Raw genomic sequence first — 15,960 nt, 5'->3', positions numbered from 1 at the left:
CATGACCATTAACAAAGAAGAGAAAATAGTAGTCGTAGGTGCCGGCTTGATGGGTACCGGTATTGCACACGGTTTCGCCAGCGCCGGATTTGACACTCTGTTGGTCGACACCAGCCTCGACGCGCTGGCGCGCGCCAAAGGCAGCATCGAGAAGATCCTCAGCGATGGAGTCAAGCTAGGCAAGGTTAGCGCCGAGTCTGCCGAGGCTTCCTTGGGGCGCCTGGTCACCTGCAGTGACCTCGGCGAAGGGGCGATCGGGGCCACCTGTCTGGTCGAAACCGTTTCCGAACAGCTTGCCGTGAAGAAGGCCGTTGTCATCCAGGCCGAGCCGCTGCTCGCGCCCGACGCGATCATCGCCACCAACACCTCGGCATTGAGTGTGACCGAGATCGCTGCGGTGCTGAACAGCCCAGAGCGGGTGATTGGCATGCACTTCTTCAACCCCGTGCACAAGATGAAACTTGTCGAAATGGTCCGCGGACTGGCGACCAGCGATGAGACCGTGGTGCGCACCCGGGCGCTGTGCGATGCCATGGGCAAGACTTCCATTGTGGTCAATGAATCCCCGGGTCTGACCACCAGCCGCATGTCTGCCCTGTTGGGCAACGAAGCCATGTACATGCTGCAGGAAGGAACCGCCAGCGCTGAGGATATCGACACCGCCCTGCGGCTGGGCTTCAACCACCCGATGGGGCCGCTGGAGCTGGGCGACCTAACAGGTTGGGATACCCGCCTCTCGGTACTGAAGTATCTGCACCAGTCACTGGGTGAAAAGTTCCGCCCCTGTCCGCTGATCATCAAGATGGTCGCTGCCGGTCGCTTGGGGCGCAAGTCAGGGCAGGGGGTCTACCGATACGAGAACGGCAAGCAGGTACCTAATTCGGGCCTCAAGGCGAGTGCGCTATGACCGACGTTGTTATCGTAGATGCGGTCCGCACGCCGGTCGGCCGCTTTCGTGGCAGCTTGTCCGGAGTGCGGGCCGATCACTTGGGGGCCTTGGTGCTTAAGGCCCTGGTCGAACGGGTCGGCCTACCCCCTGAACAGGTCGACGATGTGGTCTTCGGGTGCGTGACGCAGATCGGTGAACAGTCTGCCAATATCGCGCGCACCTCGTTGCTGGGCGCCGGTTGGCCGGTAACGGTTCCGGGACTGACGCTCGACCGCAAGTGCGGTTCCGGTGAGGTGGCCGTGCATGTGGCCGCAGGGGCAATCGCCGCTGGTGCGGCAGATATCGTCGTGGCCGGTGGTGCGGAGAATATGAGCCGGGTGCCAATGGGCAGCAATCGCGAGATTCATGGCGAAGCCTTTGGCTGGATGGCTGCGGACAGGTACGAGCTGACGAGTCAGGGCGAGGCGGCCGAGCGTATTGCCGACAAGTGGTCGATCAGCCGAGATGAGCTGGACGACTTCGCCTTCGCCAGCCACAGTCGCGCCGCCCGGGCTGCAGATGCCGGCTACTTCGCCAATGAACTGGTGCCCGTGCCGGTCGAGGCGCTGCGGGAGAGGGCGCTGAGGGAGCCTGTGGCCGACCTGCAGGCGGACGAGACGATTCGCCGCGACACCTCGCGGGAGAAACTGTCGACCCTGAAGACCAGCTTTCGTCCTGAAACGGGGCTCATTACGGCCGGCAACTCATCGCAGATATCCGACGGTGCCGCGGCGTTGTTGCTCATGTCGGCCGAGAGGGCGAAGCGGTGTGGCTTCAAGGCGCGGGCGCGAATCCGCGCTTTCACCACCGTGGGAGCCGATCCGACGCTGATGCTCACCGGGCCTATCGCTGCGACCCACAAGGTGTTGGCCCGCGCAGGGTTGACGCTGGATGACATCGACCTTTTTGAGGTAAACGAGGCCTTTGCATCGGTACCCCTGACCTGGATGCGCGAAACCGGCGTATCGCATGAGCGGCTGAACGTCAACGGAGGAGCCATTGCCCTCGGCCACCCGCTTGGCGCCAGCGGCGCTCGCCTGCTGACTACCCTGCTGAACGAACTGGAGCGCCGGGGTGCCCGTTATGGCCTGCAGGCGATTTGCTGTGCCGGTGGCATGGGCACCGCGACCATCATCGAGCGGATCGACTGATTATGTCCGCGGGAGTTCGTTGAGCGTGTCCCGGGTTGCCCTGGTATCGCTGGAGGAAATGCCGGCTGAGTTGCGTGAGGCCATCGCGCGTGGGCTGGAAAGCCGCGTGCTCAGTTCGTCCAGGCCGGTTCAGGCCTGGGCGAATCGGCCGGCCATCGCGTTGGCATGGCTGGAGCTCCTGGAGCGTTTCTATCGAGACAGTCTCCTGAGCGAGCGCCTGCGTGAGCTGCTGAGGTTGAAGATTGCCGGCATCACTGCCTGTCAAGCGTGCCAGCTGGCACGCAAATCCGATGCGGTGAGTGAAGAGGACATCGCCTGTCTGTCCAGCGATAGCGAACGCTTCACACCGGCCGAGCAGGCAGCCTTGCGTTTCGCCGAGCTGTTTGCGGGTGACTATTTCGCTGTCGATGAGCAGCTTTATTCCCGGCTGGCGGAGTTCTTCAGCCCCGGCCAGGTTGCGGAACTCAACATGTTCTGCGCGTTGATGCTGGCTGGCGGGCGCCTGACTCATGTCCAGCAGGCCTATTGACCTAGCGGCTTGTAGCCATTCGCTCCTTAGGTACTCTATCTAAATGATCAGAATGAAATAAACTGTTCAAAATAGTGAGGGGCAGGTGCTCTGCCTTCATGCACAGCGCTGTGCGCCGTGGGGTCGATCTCTCGACCCCTTACAACAATAAGGAGACGACCATGTCTGCCCCAGTTGAAGGTAATCTAGAGCAGGTGTTCGCCAACGTGGCGAGCAACTACCGCGGTAGCGATGTCGACCTGCACGCCGTGTACCGTGAGATGCGCGAAAAAAGCCCAGTGCTTGCGGACAATTTCATGGCGCGCCTGGGCGTGCCGTCGATCGCCGGCCTCGATCCCGATCGGCCGACTTTCACGCTGTTCAAGTACGACGACGTCATGGCCGTTATGCGTGACGCCACAAATTTCACCAGCGGCTTTATTGCGGAGGGATTGGGCTCGTTTTTTGACGGTTTGATCCTTACCGCGATGGACGGCGAAGCGCACAAGAGTATGCGTAACCTGTTGCAGCCGGTGTTCATGCCGGAGACGGTCAACCGCTGGAAAGAAGCCAAAATCGACCGTGTAATTCGCGAGGAATACCTGCAACCCATGGTGCCCAGCAAGGCTGCGGACCTCATGGATTTCGCGTTGTATTTTCCGATCCGCGTGATCTATTCGCTGATCGGTTTCCCGGAAGATCGGCCGGAGGAAATCGCCAAGTATGCCGCCTGGGCCTTGGCTATCCTGGCTGGCCCGCAGGTCGATCCAGAGAAGGCCGCCGCTGCCCGTGGCGCGGCGATGGAGGCGGCCCAGGCGCTCTACGATGTGGTCAAGGTGGTGGTGTCCGAGCGTCGAGCCCAGGGCGCCGAGGGAGATGATCTGATCTGCCGGTTGATTCGGGCGGAATACGAGGGGCGCTCGCTCGATAATCACGAGATCGCCACCTTCGTGCGCTCTCTGTTGCCTGCCGCCAGCGAAACCACCACCCGTACCTTCGGCACGCTGATGACGCTGCTGCTGCAGAACCAGGCGGTACTCGAGCGTGTGCGCAATGATCGGAGTCTGGTTTCCAAGGCCATCGACGAGGCGGTGCGCTACGAGCCGGTGGCGACCTTCAAGGTGCGCCAGGCGGCCAAAGATACTGTGATACGCGGGGTGGCCATCCCCAAGGGGGCGATGGTCTCGTGCATCGTCACGTCGGCCAATCGGGACGAGGATGTTTTCGAGAAGGCCGATGTATTCGATATCGACCGCCGCGTACGGCCGTCCTTCGGCTTTGGTTTCGGTCCGCACATGTGCATCGGCCAGTTCGTGGCCAAGACGGAAATCCAGTGCGCGCTCAACGCAATTCTCGACCTGATGCCGAACATCCGCCTCGATCCCAGCAAGCCGGCGCCGGAAATCATCGGTGCGCAATTGCGCGGGCCGCACCATGTGCATGTGCTCTGGGATTGAGCCTGTGATGCTCGAGTGACCTGGTGCCTGAAAGGCGGCGTGTGCCGCCTTTTCAGTCTCCGTTCTACGGGGCGCCGTCCCGGTCTGACGACAGAAGCAGGTGGCATGTAGGGCTCCCCTGATTAGTTGAACATAAATCTAAAATGTGTTTATATCTTCTCTAGCCGTGCTCTATGATCGAAGCACATACAGAGAACCCGTTAGCGAAGGGGATAACAATGAAGGTTGAAGATCTGATTCTGGTCAGCGTTGATGATCACGCGATTGAGCCACCAAATGCCTTTGCTCGTCACATGCCTGCCCGTTTCAAGGGCCGGGAGCCCCATGTCGTCAAGCGCGGCGACCGTGATGTGTGGGTTTTCGAAGAGCAAGCGACCGGTTACATGGGGCTCAACTCCGTGGTCGGTCGCCCTAAAGAGGAGTACGGCATGGAGCCGCTGGGCTACGACCAGATGCGTCGTGGCACTTGGAGCATCATGGACCGTGTCGACGACATGAACGCCAACGGCGTGCTCGGCTCGCTGTGCTTCCCGACCTTCCCCGGCTTCGCAGGCCAACGCTTCCAGGTGCATGCCGATCGTGCTGTGTCCTTGGCCGCCATTCAGGCCTACAACGACTGGCACCTGCATGATTGGTGCAACGCCGCGCCGGGACGCTTCATCCCCTTGATGCTGGTGCCTTGGTGGGACATGCAGGCCGCTGCTGCAGAGGTCGAGCGCCTGGCCAAGCAGGGCGTACATGCGGTGTCGCTGTCCGATAATCCGGCGATCCATGGTTATCCCTCGATTCACAGCGATTACTGGGATCCGTTGTGGAAAGCCTGTTCGGACAATAACGTCGTGATCTGCTGCCACATTGGCACCGGTGTGAAGGCCAACCATGCCTCCGACCTGTCGCCGATCGACGCCTGGATCACCTCCATGCCGATTTCCATTGCCAACTCGGCAGCCGACTGGATCTGGGCGCCGATGTGGAAAAAGTTCCCTAATCTGCGCATGGCCTTGTCCGAGGGCAGTATCGGCTGGATTCCCTATCTGTTGGAGCGAGCGGACTTCACTCACCGGCACCACAATGCCTGGACCAACTCCAACTTCGGTGGGCAGATGCCCAGCGATATCTTCAAGAAGCACTTCGTCACCTGCTTCATCGAAGACAACTTCGGTTTGCAGAACCTCAAATTCATGAACGAAGACATGGTTACCTGGGAAAGCGACTACCCGCACTCCGACTGCACCTGGCCGAATTCGCCAGAATCCGCCTGGGAAGGGTTGCAGCACCTGTCCAAGGAGACCATCGACAAGGTTACTCACCTCAATGCCATGCGTGAGTTCTCCTTCGATCCGTTCTCCATTCACGGTCGCGAGAACTGCACCGTTGCCGCGCTGCGGGCCAAGGCGACGCATGTCAGCATCGAGCCTGCACTGGGTCTCGGCGGTGCCGACCATGGGCGCAACGACGGCAAGCCGGTCACCTCGGGCGACATCAATGCGATGTTCGAGAAGGCCGACGCCGGTACTGCGCTTTAAGGTCCAGCGGAGCCCCACCCGCCGTTCCGCGGCGGGTGGGCCGAAAGCATCGGCTTGCCTGGTCGCCGCATGGCGACCAGGCCTCGTGCCTAGTTTAGAGAGCGCACATGTCTATCACCCAGTTCACCTACAGCAGAATTCCCGCCGAGGCGGAGGCACTTCGCTACGAGGTGCGGGAGTTCCTTCAGAGCAATCTCGGCGACTACCCGACAACCGCCAGGGCGCAGTCCTGGATGGGCTTCGATGCGGCCTTCAGCCGCAAGCTCGGTGCCCAGGGTTGGGTCGGCATGGCGCTGCCCGAGCATTACGGCGGCGCGGCTGCAGGGCCGTTTGCCCGCTACGTGATCATCGAGGAGCTGCTGGCCGCCGGCGCGCCTGTGTCGGCGCACTGGATTGCCGACCGGCAGAGCGGGCCGTTGATCAATCGCTTTGGTAGCGAGGCTCAGCGGGAGCGCTATTTGCCGCCGATTTGCCGTGGCGAGAGCTACTTCTGTATCGGCATGAGCGAACCGAACTCCGGTTCCGACCTGGCCTCGATCAAGACCTCGGCCACCCGTAACGCTGCTGGCTGGTTGCTCAACGGGCAGAAGGTATGGACTACCAATGCCCAGCACGCGCACTTCATGATTGCCCTGGTGCGTACCGGCGAAAAGCAGGCCGCACGCCACGAGGGCATGTCGCAGTTCATCGTCGACCTACGCCTGCCGGGCATCACCATTCGGCCGATTCGCGATCTGGCTGGCGGCGAGCATTTCAACGAGGTGTTCTTCGACAACGTGCAGCTCGATGCCGACGCCTTGATCGGCACCGAAGGCAAGGGCTGGGACCAGGTAACGGCCGAACTGGCCTTCGAGCGCAGCGGTCCGGAGCGCTTCCTCAGTTGCATCGAACTGCTGAAAACGCTGATCAGCGCCGTGGGGCGTCAGCCCGACGCCTTGCAGAGCCGTGAAATCGGCCGTCTCAGCGCCAAACTGCTGACCCTGCGCAACATGTCGCTGTCGGTCACCGCACAGTTGGCGGCGGGCGAACACCCGGCCTGGGCCGCCTCCTGCGTGAAGGACCTGGGCAACCTGTTCGAACAGGAAATTCCCGAGGTCGCGCAACTGCTGCTGGAGGCCGAGCCTCGTCAGGAGGGCGGCAGCGAGCATGCCCAGGTTCTCGCCTACCTGACCCAGATGGCACCGTCTTTCTCACTGCGTGGAGGCACCCGCGAAATCCTGCGCGGCATCATCGCGCGCGGCATGGGGTTGCGATAATTATGCGAGAGCTATTCGAATCGACTATCGAGCGTCTGCTCGCCGACCTGGCCACGCCTGAATACGTGCTTGGCTGCGAGGGCGGCGAGTGGCCGGCCGAACTTTGGGCGGCTGTTGAAGCTTCCGGTTTCACCCTGGCGGCCGTGCCGGAGTCCCTGGGCGGTGCCGAGGCCGGCTGGGCCGACCTCTACGTGCTGGCCCGCGCGGCGGGTCGCTTTGCCGCACCTATCCCGCTGGGTGAGGCCCTGTTGGGCAACTGGCTGCTCGGCAAGGTCGGCCTCGAGCCTCAGACCGACATTCTCAGCTTCGCCGCGGAGGCCGATCTGAGCCTGCGCGATGGTGCCGTGGTTGGGGCGCTGCGTGACGTGCCCTGGGGCCGGCACGCACAAAGCCTGGTGGCCATCGCCGATCGCAACAGCGCGACGCCGAGCGTGGTGCTGTTGTCCACCGAGAGTGCTGCCAGCCAGACATTGAGCCTGAACGTGGCCGGTGAACCGCGCGACAGCCTGCACTTCACCGGTGCCCGGGTGCTGGCCTCTGCGCCATTGCCCGCATCGCTGTCGGCCGAGGTGTTGCAGTTGGGCGGCGCACTGCTGCGTTCGGCGCAGATCGCCGGCGCGTTGCATGCCCTGTTGGATATGACCTCGGCTTATGCCCGCGAGCGCACCCAGTTCGGCCGTGCTATCGGGGCCTTCCAGGCGATTCAGCAGCAGCTTGCGGTGTTCTCCGAACAGGCCGCGGCGGCGGGTATTGCGGCGGAAGCCGCCTTCGCCGAGTCGGATACGCTTTTCGCCACCCTGACCATCGCCGCGGCCAAGGTCAGTACTGCGGAAGCCGCCAGCGTTGGCGCTGGCATCGCACACTCGGTGCACGGCGCCATCGGTTTCACCCAGGAATACTCGCTGCATCTGTTGTCGCGACGGCTGTGGGCTTGGCGCAGCGAATTCGGTTCGGCGAGCCTGTGGAGTCAGCGCATCGGCCAGATGGTCTGCGGCGCAGGCGGCGATGGCTACTGGGCGCTGTTGACCGACCACGCCAATCAACAGCTACGCACTCTCGAGAGGAAATCGGCATGAGTCCCTTCCTGCAGATCGAGCGCGAGGGCGGCATCGTCACCGTGCGCATGAACCACCCGGAGACCCGCAACGCGCTGACTTCACCGGAACAGATCCAGGAGTTCGTGGATCTCTGTGCCGAACTGCGCCGCGATCGTTCGGCGAGAGTGATGGTGCTCACCGGCAACGGTAGCGCCTTTTGTGCTGGTGGCAACGTCAAGGACATGCGCGAGCGCGGCGGCATCTTCGCCGGTTCGCCGTACGAATTGCGCAATACCTACCGCGATGGCATCCAGCGCATTCCGCTGGCGCTCTACGAGCTGGACATCCCGGTCATCGCCGCGGTCAACGGCCCGGCCATCGGCGCCGGGTTGGACCTGGCCTGTATGTGCGACATCCGCCTGGCTTCCAGCTCGGCCTTGTTCGCGGAAAGCTTCGTGCGCCTGGGGATAGTGCCCGGCGACGGCGGCGCCTGGTTGCTGCCGCGCATCATCGGCATTCCCAAGGCCAGCCTGATGGCCTTCACCGGCGACACCATCGACGCCGCCAAGGCGCTGGACTGGGGACTGGTGGAGCAGGTTTGCACCCATGAGACCCTGCAGGCCGAGGCGCATGCGCTAGCCCAGCGTATCGCCAGTAACCCTGGCCATGCCCTGCGTCTGTGCAAGCGCCTGCTGCGCGAAGGTCAGCACATGCGCCTGGATTCGCTGCTGGAGCTGTCGGCTGCCTATCAGTCGTTGGCCCATCATACGGAAGACCACCATGAGGCCGTCGTTGCTTTCATGGACAAGCGCAAGCCTGACTACCAGGACCGTTGAGACCACCAACCGAATTTGGAGTGATAGCCATGCGTGGCGTTTTCCGGGAAGACCACAACATGTTCCGCGAAATGGCGCGGCGTTTCGTCGATCGCGAGATCGTTCCGTACCTGCATGAATGGGAAAAGAACGGCATCGTGCCCAAGGACGTCTGGCTCAAGGCCGGCGAACTCGGGCTTCTGTGCTCGACCGTGCCGGAGGAGTACGGCGGCTCAGGCGGCGATTTCGGTCACTCGGCGGTGATGATCGAGGAACTGGCCAGGGCCAACGCCACCGCGGTGGGCTTCACCACCCATTCGGAGATCGTCGCGCCCTACATCGTGGCCTACGGCAGTGAAGAGCAGAAGCTCAAGTGGCTGCCGCGCATGGTCAGTGGTGAGCTGATCGGGGTGATCGCCATGAGCGAGCCGGGCATCGGCAGCGATTTGCGTTCCATGCGCACCCTGGCTCGCCGCGATGGAGACGATTACATCGTCTCCGGACAGAAGACCTTTATCACCAATGGTGGCAACGCCGGGCTGATGGTCACCGCGACCAAGCTCGATCCGGCGGCCAAAGAGCTGACGCTGATCTGTATCGAGGAGGAGCGCAAAGGCTTTTCCAAGGGGCGTTTGCTGGAAAAGATCGGCTTGAAGGGCCAAGACACCTCCGAGCTGTTCTTCGACGAAGTGCGGGTGCCGGCGAGTAACCGCCTGGGCGAAGAAGGCCAGGGCTTCAAGTACCTCACTCACCAGTTGGCCTGGGAGCGACTGATCATCGCCATTCGCGCGGCGCAGTCGATCCACACGCTGCTCGAAGAAACCATCGACTACACCCGCGAGCGCAAGGTTTTCGGCAAGCCGGTGCTGGACTTTCAGAACACTCGCTTCAAGCTCGCCGAAGCCAAGGCGCAGGCGACCATGTTGCGGGTGTTCGTCGACGACTGCCTGGCCAAGGTGATGCGTGGCGAGCTGGCCCCGGACGTCGCGGCCATGGCCAAGCTGCTAGGTTCGGAAATGCAGGGCAAGCTGCTCGACGAGTTCCTCCAGCTGCATGGTGGCTACGGTTTTATGAGCGAGTACAAGATCAGCCGCGCCTGGGTCGATGCGCGGGTGGCGCGTATCTATGGCGGCACCTCGGAAATCATGAAGGAAATCATCGGCCGCACGCTGTGAAATGCCGTTGAACGGTCCTCGCAGGATCAGTCGTTGAGGAATTTGCCATGATGTTGCTTCGTTCTACCTTGCTCCTGCTCCTGGGGTTGTTCTCGTTGTCGGGCGTAGCCGCGCAGGAGACGCTCGAACAACGTTACGCCCCGGAGGCCGAGCGCGCCAAAGCCCTGTTGGACAAGGCCGTGGCGCATTACCAAGCGACCGGCGACGCGGCGTTGGCAGCGTTCAGCCGCCAAGGCGAGTTCATCGACGACGAGTTATATGTCTATGTCCTGGATACTGCCGGAGTGATGCTGGCCAGCGGTGGGCCTTCGGTGAACCTGGTCGGGCGCAATATCAGTAGCGCACTGAATGACGAGCTCAACGCGGCGTTTCGCGAGGCATTGAACCTGCCTGACAGCGGCGCTGTGCACCGCGCCGAGTACCGCTGGCTGAACTGGAACGACGGCAAGGTCGAACGCAAGCATGTGTTCTTTCGACGGGTCGGCGAGCGCATCTTTGCGGTTGGTTACTACATGCCGCGCGCCAGCCCGGAAGAGGCGGAGAGTCTGCTGGAGCGGGCCGTGGCCGCCGTGGCCGAGAACCCCAAGGAAACCTTCAAGCGCATCAACAGCCTGGATGCGAACTTTATTCGCGACGATCTCTATGTGTTCGTCGCCGATCTGCGAACGGAGCGCTACGTCGCACACGGCTACAACCTGAGAATGGTTGGCACCGACTTCCGTGCCGTGCAGTCGGACGATCATGTGCCCATTGGCGAGCAAATGCTCGAGATCGTCAACGGCAAAGGCGAGGGCGAACTCACTTACCTGTGGCGCAATCCGGTGACTGGGCGCAGCGAGAGCAAGAGCACCTTGATTCGTAAGGTTGGCGATTATGCGGTCGCGGTGGGGTATTACCAGAAGCCGCGCTGACTTCGGCTGAGTCGCCAGCGCCGCGCGTGTCGTCTATCCGGGTCGCCAGGTAGGCACAGCGAGCCCTCGTTGCCATGGAGCGGCCGTCCGGCTATCGATAAAGCCTGGGCCGCAGAATCAATGCCGCTCGAGGGGGCAGTCGTCCCATGCTCTATATCCTGCCCGTGCTGGCTTCGCTGATCTGGGCCGGCAGCACCGTGGTCAATCGCCTGGCGGTGGGGGCTATCGACCCTGCAGCCATTTCCTTCTACCGCTGGCTGCTCGCCTTTGTGCTGCTCAGCCCATGGCTGCTGTCTGGAGTTTGGCGGCAGCGGCAGTCGATAACACGGCATTTCTGGCAGCTGTTCAGCCTCGGCGTGTTGGGCATGGCGCTGTACCAGTCGCTGGCCTATTTCGCGGCGCACACGGTTTCAGCCATGTCGATGGGCTTGATCCTCGGCACCATGCCGCTGTTGACCATCGTCCTCGCCATCCCGCTGCTGCGTACCCGGCCCACGCCAGGTATCTGTTTGGGTGGGATGCTTTCATTCGTTGGCCTGGCGCTGCTTATCAGCGCGGGGCAACCCTGCCGGCTGTGGGCGGAGGGGATGGGCCAGGGCGAGCTGATGATGCTGCTGGCTTCGGTCTCCTACGCCTTGTACTGCCTGCTGCTGAAACGCTGGCAGTTGCCGGTTTCTACCTGGGTGGCACTCTATGTACAGATATTCTGCGGCCTGCTGGTGCTGACTCCAGCCTTCCTGCTCGCAGCGTCGGTGCAACTGACCGCGCAGAACATCCCCTTGGTGGTCTATGCGGGGCTGTTCGCGTCGGGGCTGGCGCCGGGCCTGTGGAATTACGCACTGGCCATCCTGGGCGCGGAGAGGATCGCCGTGTTCATGAACCTGGTGCCGCTGCTCACCGCCGTGCTCGCGGTGCTCATGCTCGACGAGGCCTTGCATGGTTACCACGCCGTCGGTGGCGGGCTGATCTTGTGCGGTATTGCGCTGGCGCAGGGACGGCTCAAACCCGCCGTCGATCCATTGCCGCAGGACGAGTCATCCAGCGCCTATCCGCCGACCAATCGACCTGGCAATTGAGCTGTGGTGCTGCCCACACCGAGCTGCAGTTGGCGGCTCAGAGAGAGCCGGGCATATCCAGTTTGAGCAGCTGGATGGCATTACCGCTGCGGATTTTTTCGCGTTCGCTGTCATTGAGGCCGAGGCCTGCGGTGAGATCGCCATGGTCGTAGGCGCCACCGAAATTGGTGCCATAGACCAGCCGGTCGACCCCGACCACCTCCACGACACCTCGGCGCAGGCCCGGTGCATGTACATCGAGGTCGAAGTAGAAGTTTGGCATGTAGTCCATGAGCGGCTTCTGATTACGGGCATCCGGCGCCATGGCACGGTTCAGCTCGCTCAGGCGACCCAGCTGGAACACCGCCATACCGCCGGCATGGGTGATGTAGGCCTTGAGGTTGGGGAAGGCGTCCAGCGCACCGCCACAGATCAGGTACCAGAAGAACAGGGTTTCATCGACACAGTCGCCGACGATGGAGGTCGTCTCGAATTTGTCGTCGCTGTGCTTGTCGCCCCAGTACATCGACTGATTGAAGCCATGCACCATGATCGGCACATCCAGTTGGGCGATCTTTTCCCAAACCGGGAACAGGCGTTCGTCGTACGTCTCTATGCCGTTGAAATTAGTCCCACCGACGCACACGCCCTTGGCGCACAACTGGGTGACGGCGCGGTCGATTTCCTCCACCGCGGCAGCCGGCTCGGCCAGGTTGGCATGGCACCAGAAGTCGAAGTGCGCCGGGTCCTGGCGGCAATAGGCGGACATTTCGTCGTTGCAGATCCGCGCGTATTCGCTGCCGAACTCGTCAGCCCAGTACATGAAGGCATGTGAGGGGGCCGACAACACCAGTTTGTCCACTCCGCGCTCGGCCATCAGCTTGCGTCGACTCTCGTGGGTCATGCGTGCCAGCAGGTTGGCTTCGGCCTCTTCATCGTTGGCGGCCTTGGACGGTTGCTTGGTGCCTAGGGAGAAGTGGCCGACGGTGAAGCCCGTGGTTTTCATGAAGGGGCCCCAGAACGCGTGGCGATTGAGCATGCCCTTGGTCACAAGGTGAGCGTGAATATCGATCAGCATCTGTGTACTCCTTTATCTCGGTGATCTGCAACGCAGCGACAGACACGCCTAGCAAGTGTTCGGCCTGGAGTCGTTCCGGGAGACTGACTGGACTATAAATTATATGAACAAAAACTGTAACTATGTTCATATAATCATGAGCTGCGTCGCGACGAGCGAGGCTGGTCAGCTCGCTGGACAGACACGCCTGACTTTTCCGGCCACTGGCCTGAACCCGGAGAACAATAATGATCAAGACATGGTTCATCACTGGCGCGTCGCGCGGCATCGGTGCGGAAATCGCCAAGGCTGCGCTGGCTGCCGGCGACAATGTGGTCGCCTCGGGCCGCGATCTGGCCCGGCTCGAAACCCTGTATGGCTGCTACGGCGAGCGGGTGCTGTCGGTGCAATTGGATGTTGCCCAGGAGGGGCAGGCGGCCTTGGCGGTGGAGGCCGCTCTGCGCCGTTTTGGACGCATCGATGTCGCCGTCAATAATGCCGGTTATGGTCAGTTGGGACCCTTCGAGGAAAACGACGCGAAGGCTGTCGAGCGGCAGTTCGCCACTAACGTCTTTGGCGTGTTCCATGTCTGCCGCGCGGTATTGCCCGCGATGCGCGAACAACGCTCCGGGCACATCTTCAACATTTCATCGATCGCCGGTGTGGCCGGCATGGGCGGCGCCGCGCTGTATTGCTCGGCCAAGTTCGCGGTTGAGGGCTTCTCCGAGGCGCTGGCCCAGGAAGTGGCGCAGTTCGGCATCCACCTGACCATTGTCGAACCTGGCGCCTTCCGCACCGACTTCCTCGACGACAGCTCCGCGGCGCAGGGTGGCGAAGGCCTGAAGGATTACATCGAGTTCAGCAAGAAGATCAAAGCATCCTCTGCGGCCAACAATCACCAACAGCCCGGCGATCCGGCCAGGCTTGGGGCGATGCTGGTGCGCATAGCCGCCGAAGAAGCGCCACCACTGCGCTATCTCGCTGGTTCTGACGCGCTACAGGTAGTAACCGGCAAGCTAGCAGCCATGGAGCGGGAGATCGAACAGTGGCGCGAACGGTCGCTATTGACCGATGGAGACTTCAGTTGATGCTCAGCGCAGTTGCGCACCTTAGTTGCAAGCGTAGGTAAGGATTGATTTATCGGTTATGGGCTAGCGTGGACATAGCCTGAACAAGGAGAGCGTTTTGGAACGTGATAACTGCAAAAAAAGCCGTCGGCTGAACTACCTGTTGATCCTGATGCTACTGGCCTGTAGCAGAGGAGAAGCGTTGGCCGCGCTGGACCGCCAAGAGCTCCAGGAAATGCGCACGCTGGCGACAATGACTACGGTCAGCGTCCTGCTTTACTACAACCTCAACGGCATTCCCTATGAAGCGGGAAACCTCGAAGCCTTCAGTCTAAGTTTTAAGCGCTTGAGCGAGTTATCTACGAAAGCTGACGACGCCCGGTTGGCCGAGCAGATTCGCCTGCTCGCCGATGCTTTTGCCCAGCTCCAGCAGCTGCCACAGAGTACGGCCGACGTACGCTCAGTGTGGCCGGCTTATTCACGATGGTTGCCAGGGGTCATTGAGGCGCATATCCGGCTGGAAACATCCCTGCGCGATCGCTACAGCGCACTGCCCGAGGGGGCGCAGACGCTGCGCCGGCTCCACGGGCTCAGCCACGATATCGGACGCATGCTGCTGTACTACCAGATGGCGTCCTTCCCAAATTTCGGCGGCGATATCTGGATACCTGACAAGCAGGCGCTCAGCGCAATGGATGCTGGTATCGAACGCGGCTTCGCTGAGCTGGCCGAGCACGACCCAGCGCTTGCACAGAGGCTGAACGCACCACTCAGGAGCTACCGATTCGTGCGCGGACATTTGCTCGAACCGACTGGGAACTGGGCGCCGGACGCCGTATCGCGCTACTTGGGGAACGCTATGCGGACCCTAGATAACGAGGCGCGCACCTTGGATAGTCGCGCGCATGGATAGTGGGTGCCATCAGGCGAGAAGAGGGGCAAGAGCCAATGGCGGACGTCGACGCCCTTAAGTGGACAGTGAGGGGCTTTCAATGAGCAGAGTACTGGACAGTCTTTTTCATGACATTCTAATTGGTATAGGTGAGGACCCCGAGCGCGAAGGCCTGCTGGACACACCCAAGCGCGCGGCCAAGGCCATGCAGTACCTCTGCCACGGCTACCAGACCAGCCTCGAGGAAGTGGTCAACGGCGCCCTGTTCGCCTCCGACAACGACGAGATGGTGATGGTCAAGGACGTCGAGCTGTACTCGCTGTGCGAGCACCACCTGCTGCCCTTCATCGGCAAGGCCCATGTCGCCTATATCCCCACCGGCAAGGTGCTGGGCCTGTCGAAGGTGGCGCGGATCGTCGACATGTTCGCCCGCCGCCTGCAGATCCAGGAGAACCTGACCCGGCAGATCGCCGAGGCGGTGCAGCAGGTGACCAACGCCGCCGGCGTGGCGGTGGTGATCGAGGCCAAGCACATGTGCATGATGATGCGCGGGGTGGAGAAGCAGAACTCGCTGATGAGCACCTCGGTGATGCTCGGCGCCTTCCGCGAGTCGACCAATACCCGCCAGGAATTCCTGCAACTGATAGATCGGTAAACTGCCAGGCCTCTGTTGAATCCTAGGTGGGTTATCCACTACTGACGCAGGAATTCACCCATTCTTCGAATCGTAAAGTGTTACTGAGGGAAGTGAGCGAAAAGCGCCGGTCATCGACGTATGTTGCTGCCATTCGCGTAGGCCGTCGGCTGTGCTGGGGGATATTTGGGGGTATTTCGCCCCCAAAACATGGTGCGGCTTGCTTAGTTCTGTTGCGTGGATGTTCTTTAAATCAGTAGCTTGTTTGGGGTGTCTTTGAAAATATGGCGTAGATATTGGATTCGAAATCCGTTCAGGTCGGCCGAGAAGTGTGGGGGCATGGCCGGTTTGGCTGAAAACGGTTCTGTTGCGACTCTGGCTTAGGAGGGTAGGTCGGTGCGAGCTGGCTGAGACTCGTAATCGGGAGAGTCTCGATTGCTACTGCCGGAAAAGAAGTTGGCCGCGGTGGTTCTGAATTTCTGCAGCGCTTG

The 15,960-nt window shown here is 61.6% G+C and carries 15 protein-coding genes and 1 pseudogene; 15 read left to right on the top strand and 1 reads right to left on the bottom strand.

Annotation, left to right across the window (positions count from 1 at the left end; genetic code table 11):
* Position 1: 1 nt before the first annotated feature.
* The 12 genes and pseudogenes from ACSX1D_RS15640 to ACSX1D_RS15585 all read left to right on the top strand — a co-directional run bounded on the left by ACSX1D_RS15640 (position 2) and on the right by ACSX1D_RS15585 (position 11,840).
* Positions 2-907: a 3-hydroxyacyl-CoA dehydrogenase gene (locus tag ACSX1D_RS15640; protein ID WP_439859382.1), complete on the top strand. Its 906-nt coding sequence runs from the start codon at positions 2-4 to the stop codon at positions 905-907.
* Positions 904-2,079, top strand: coding sequence for a thiolase family protein (locus ACSX1D_RS15635; protein ID WP_439859381.1), 1,176 nt, complete (start codon positions 904-906; stop codon positions 2,077-2,079). The genes ACSX1D_RS15640 and ACSX1D_RS15635 overlap by 4 nt, the downstream gene beginning before the upstream one ends.
* Before the next feature lie 25 nt (positions 2,080-2,104).
* On the top strand, positions 2,105-2,608 hold the full coding sequence (locus ACSX1D_RS15630; RefSeq protein ID WP_439859380.1) for a carboxymuconolactone decarboxylase family protein: 504 nt from the start codon (positions 2,105-2,107) through the stop codon (positions 2,606-2,608).
* A 161-nt stretch (positions 2,609-2,769) separates the two neighbouring features.
* Complete coding sequence (locus ACSX1D_RS15625; RefSeq protein ID WP_439859379.1) at positions 2,770-4,044, top strand: cytochrome P450; 1,275 nt, start codon at positions 2,770-2,772, stop codon at positions 4,042-4,044.
* 218 nt (positions 4,045-4,262) lie between these two features.
* Positions 4,263-5,570: an amidohydrolase family protein gene (locus ACSX1D_RS15620; RefSeq protein WP_439859378.1), complete on the top strand. Its 1,308-nt coding sequence runs from the start codon at positions 4,263-4,265 to the stop codon at positions 5,568-5,570.
* 107 nt (positions 5,571-5,677) lie between these two features.
* Positions 5,678-6,826 carry an acyl-CoA dehydrogenase family protein gene (locus ACSX1D_RS15615; RefSeq protein ID WP_439859377.1) on the top strand — a complete coding sequence of 383 codons (1,149 nt, stop codon included), beginning with the start codon at positions 5,678-5,680 and terminating at the stop codon, positions 6,824-6,826.
* A 2-nt stretch (positions 6,827-6,828) separates the two neighbouring features.
* Positions 6,829-7,902: an acyl-CoA dehydrogenase family protein gene (locus ACSX1D_RS15610; RefSeq protein ID WP_439859376.1), complete on the top strand. Its 1,074-nt coding sequence runs from the start codon at positions 6,829-6,831 to the stop codon at positions 7,900-7,902.
* On the top strand, positions 7,899-8,699 hold the full coding sequence (locus ACSX1D_RS15605; protein WP_439859375.1) for a crotonase/enoyl-CoA hydratase family protein: 801 nt from the start codon (positions 7,899-7,901) through the stop codon (positions 8,697-8,699). Before ACSX1D_RS15610 ends, ACSX1D_RS15605 begins: the two co-directional genes overlap by 4 nt.
* 29 nt (positions 8,700-8,728) lie before the next feature.
* Positions 8,729-9,853, top strand: a complete 1,125-nt coding sequence (locus ACSX1D_RS15600; protein ID WP_439859374.1) for an acyl-CoA dehydrogenase family protein — start codon at positions 8,729-8,731, stop codon at positions 9,851-9,853.
* Between the two features lie 47 nt (positions 9,854-9,900).
* Positions 9,901-10,764 carry a cache domain-containing protein gene (locus ACSX1D_RS15595; protein ID WP_439859373.1) on the top strand — a complete coding sequence of 288 codons (864 nt, stop codon included), beginning with the start codon at positions 9,901-9,903 and terminating at the stop codon, positions 10,762-10,764.
* 146 nt (positions 10,765-10,910) lie between these two features.
* Positions 10,911-11,303: pseudogene (locus ACSX1D_RS15590) on the top strand (DMT family transporter); the annotation flags it as partial.
* A complete protein-coding gene (locus ACSX1D_RS15585) occupies positions 11,283-11,840 on the top strand; it encodes a DMT family transporter (protein ID WP_439862339.1) in 558 nt (185 codons plus the stop codon). The pseudogene ACSX1D_RS15590 and the gene ACSX1D_RS15585, both read left to right, overlap by 21 nt.
* Before the next feature lie 37 nt (positions 11,841-11,877).
* Here the strand turns inward: ACSX1D_RS15585 and ACSX1D_RS15580 are convergent, their stop codons facing one another.
* Positions 11,878-12,897, bottom strand: a complete 1,020-nt coding sequence (locus ACSX1D_RS15580; RefSeq protein WP_439859372.1) for an amidohydrolase family protein — start codon at positions 12,895-12,897, stop codon at positions 11,878-11,880.
* Positions 12,898-13,124: 227 nt separating this feature from the next.
* On the opposite strand from ACSX1D_RS15580, the gene ACSX1D_RS15575 reads away from it, so the two are divergent.
* From ACSX1D_RS15575 to folE, 3 genes are all read left to right on the top strand, one after another.
* A complete protein-coding gene (locus ACSX1D_RS15575) occupies positions 13,125-13,964 on the top strand; it encodes an oxidoreductase (protein WP_439859371.1) in 840 nt (279 codons plus the stop codon).
* 97 nt (positions 13,965-14,061) lie between these two features.
* Positions 14,062-14,856, top strand: coding sequence for a hypothetical protein (locus ACSX1D_RS15570; RefSeq protein WP_439859370.1), 795 nt, complete (start codon positions 14,062-14,064; stop codon positions 14,854-14,856).
* Positions 14,857-14,935: 79 nt separating this feature from the next.
* Positions 14,936-15,490, top strand: a complete 555-nt coding sequence (gene folE, locus ACSX1D_RS15565) for a GTP cyclohydrolase I FolE (RefSeq protein ID WP_439859369.1) — start codon at positions 14,936-14,938, stop codon at positions 15,488-15,490.
* Positions 15,491-15,960 lie beyond the last annotated feature (470 nt).

Source organism: Pseudomonas sp. MBLB4136 (assembly GCF_051904765.1).
GTDB lineage: Bacteria > Pseudomonadota > Gammaproteobacteria > Pseudomonadales > Pseudomonadaceae > Aquipseudomonas.
This window is presented reverse-complemented; position numbering and strand designations above follow the sequence as displayed.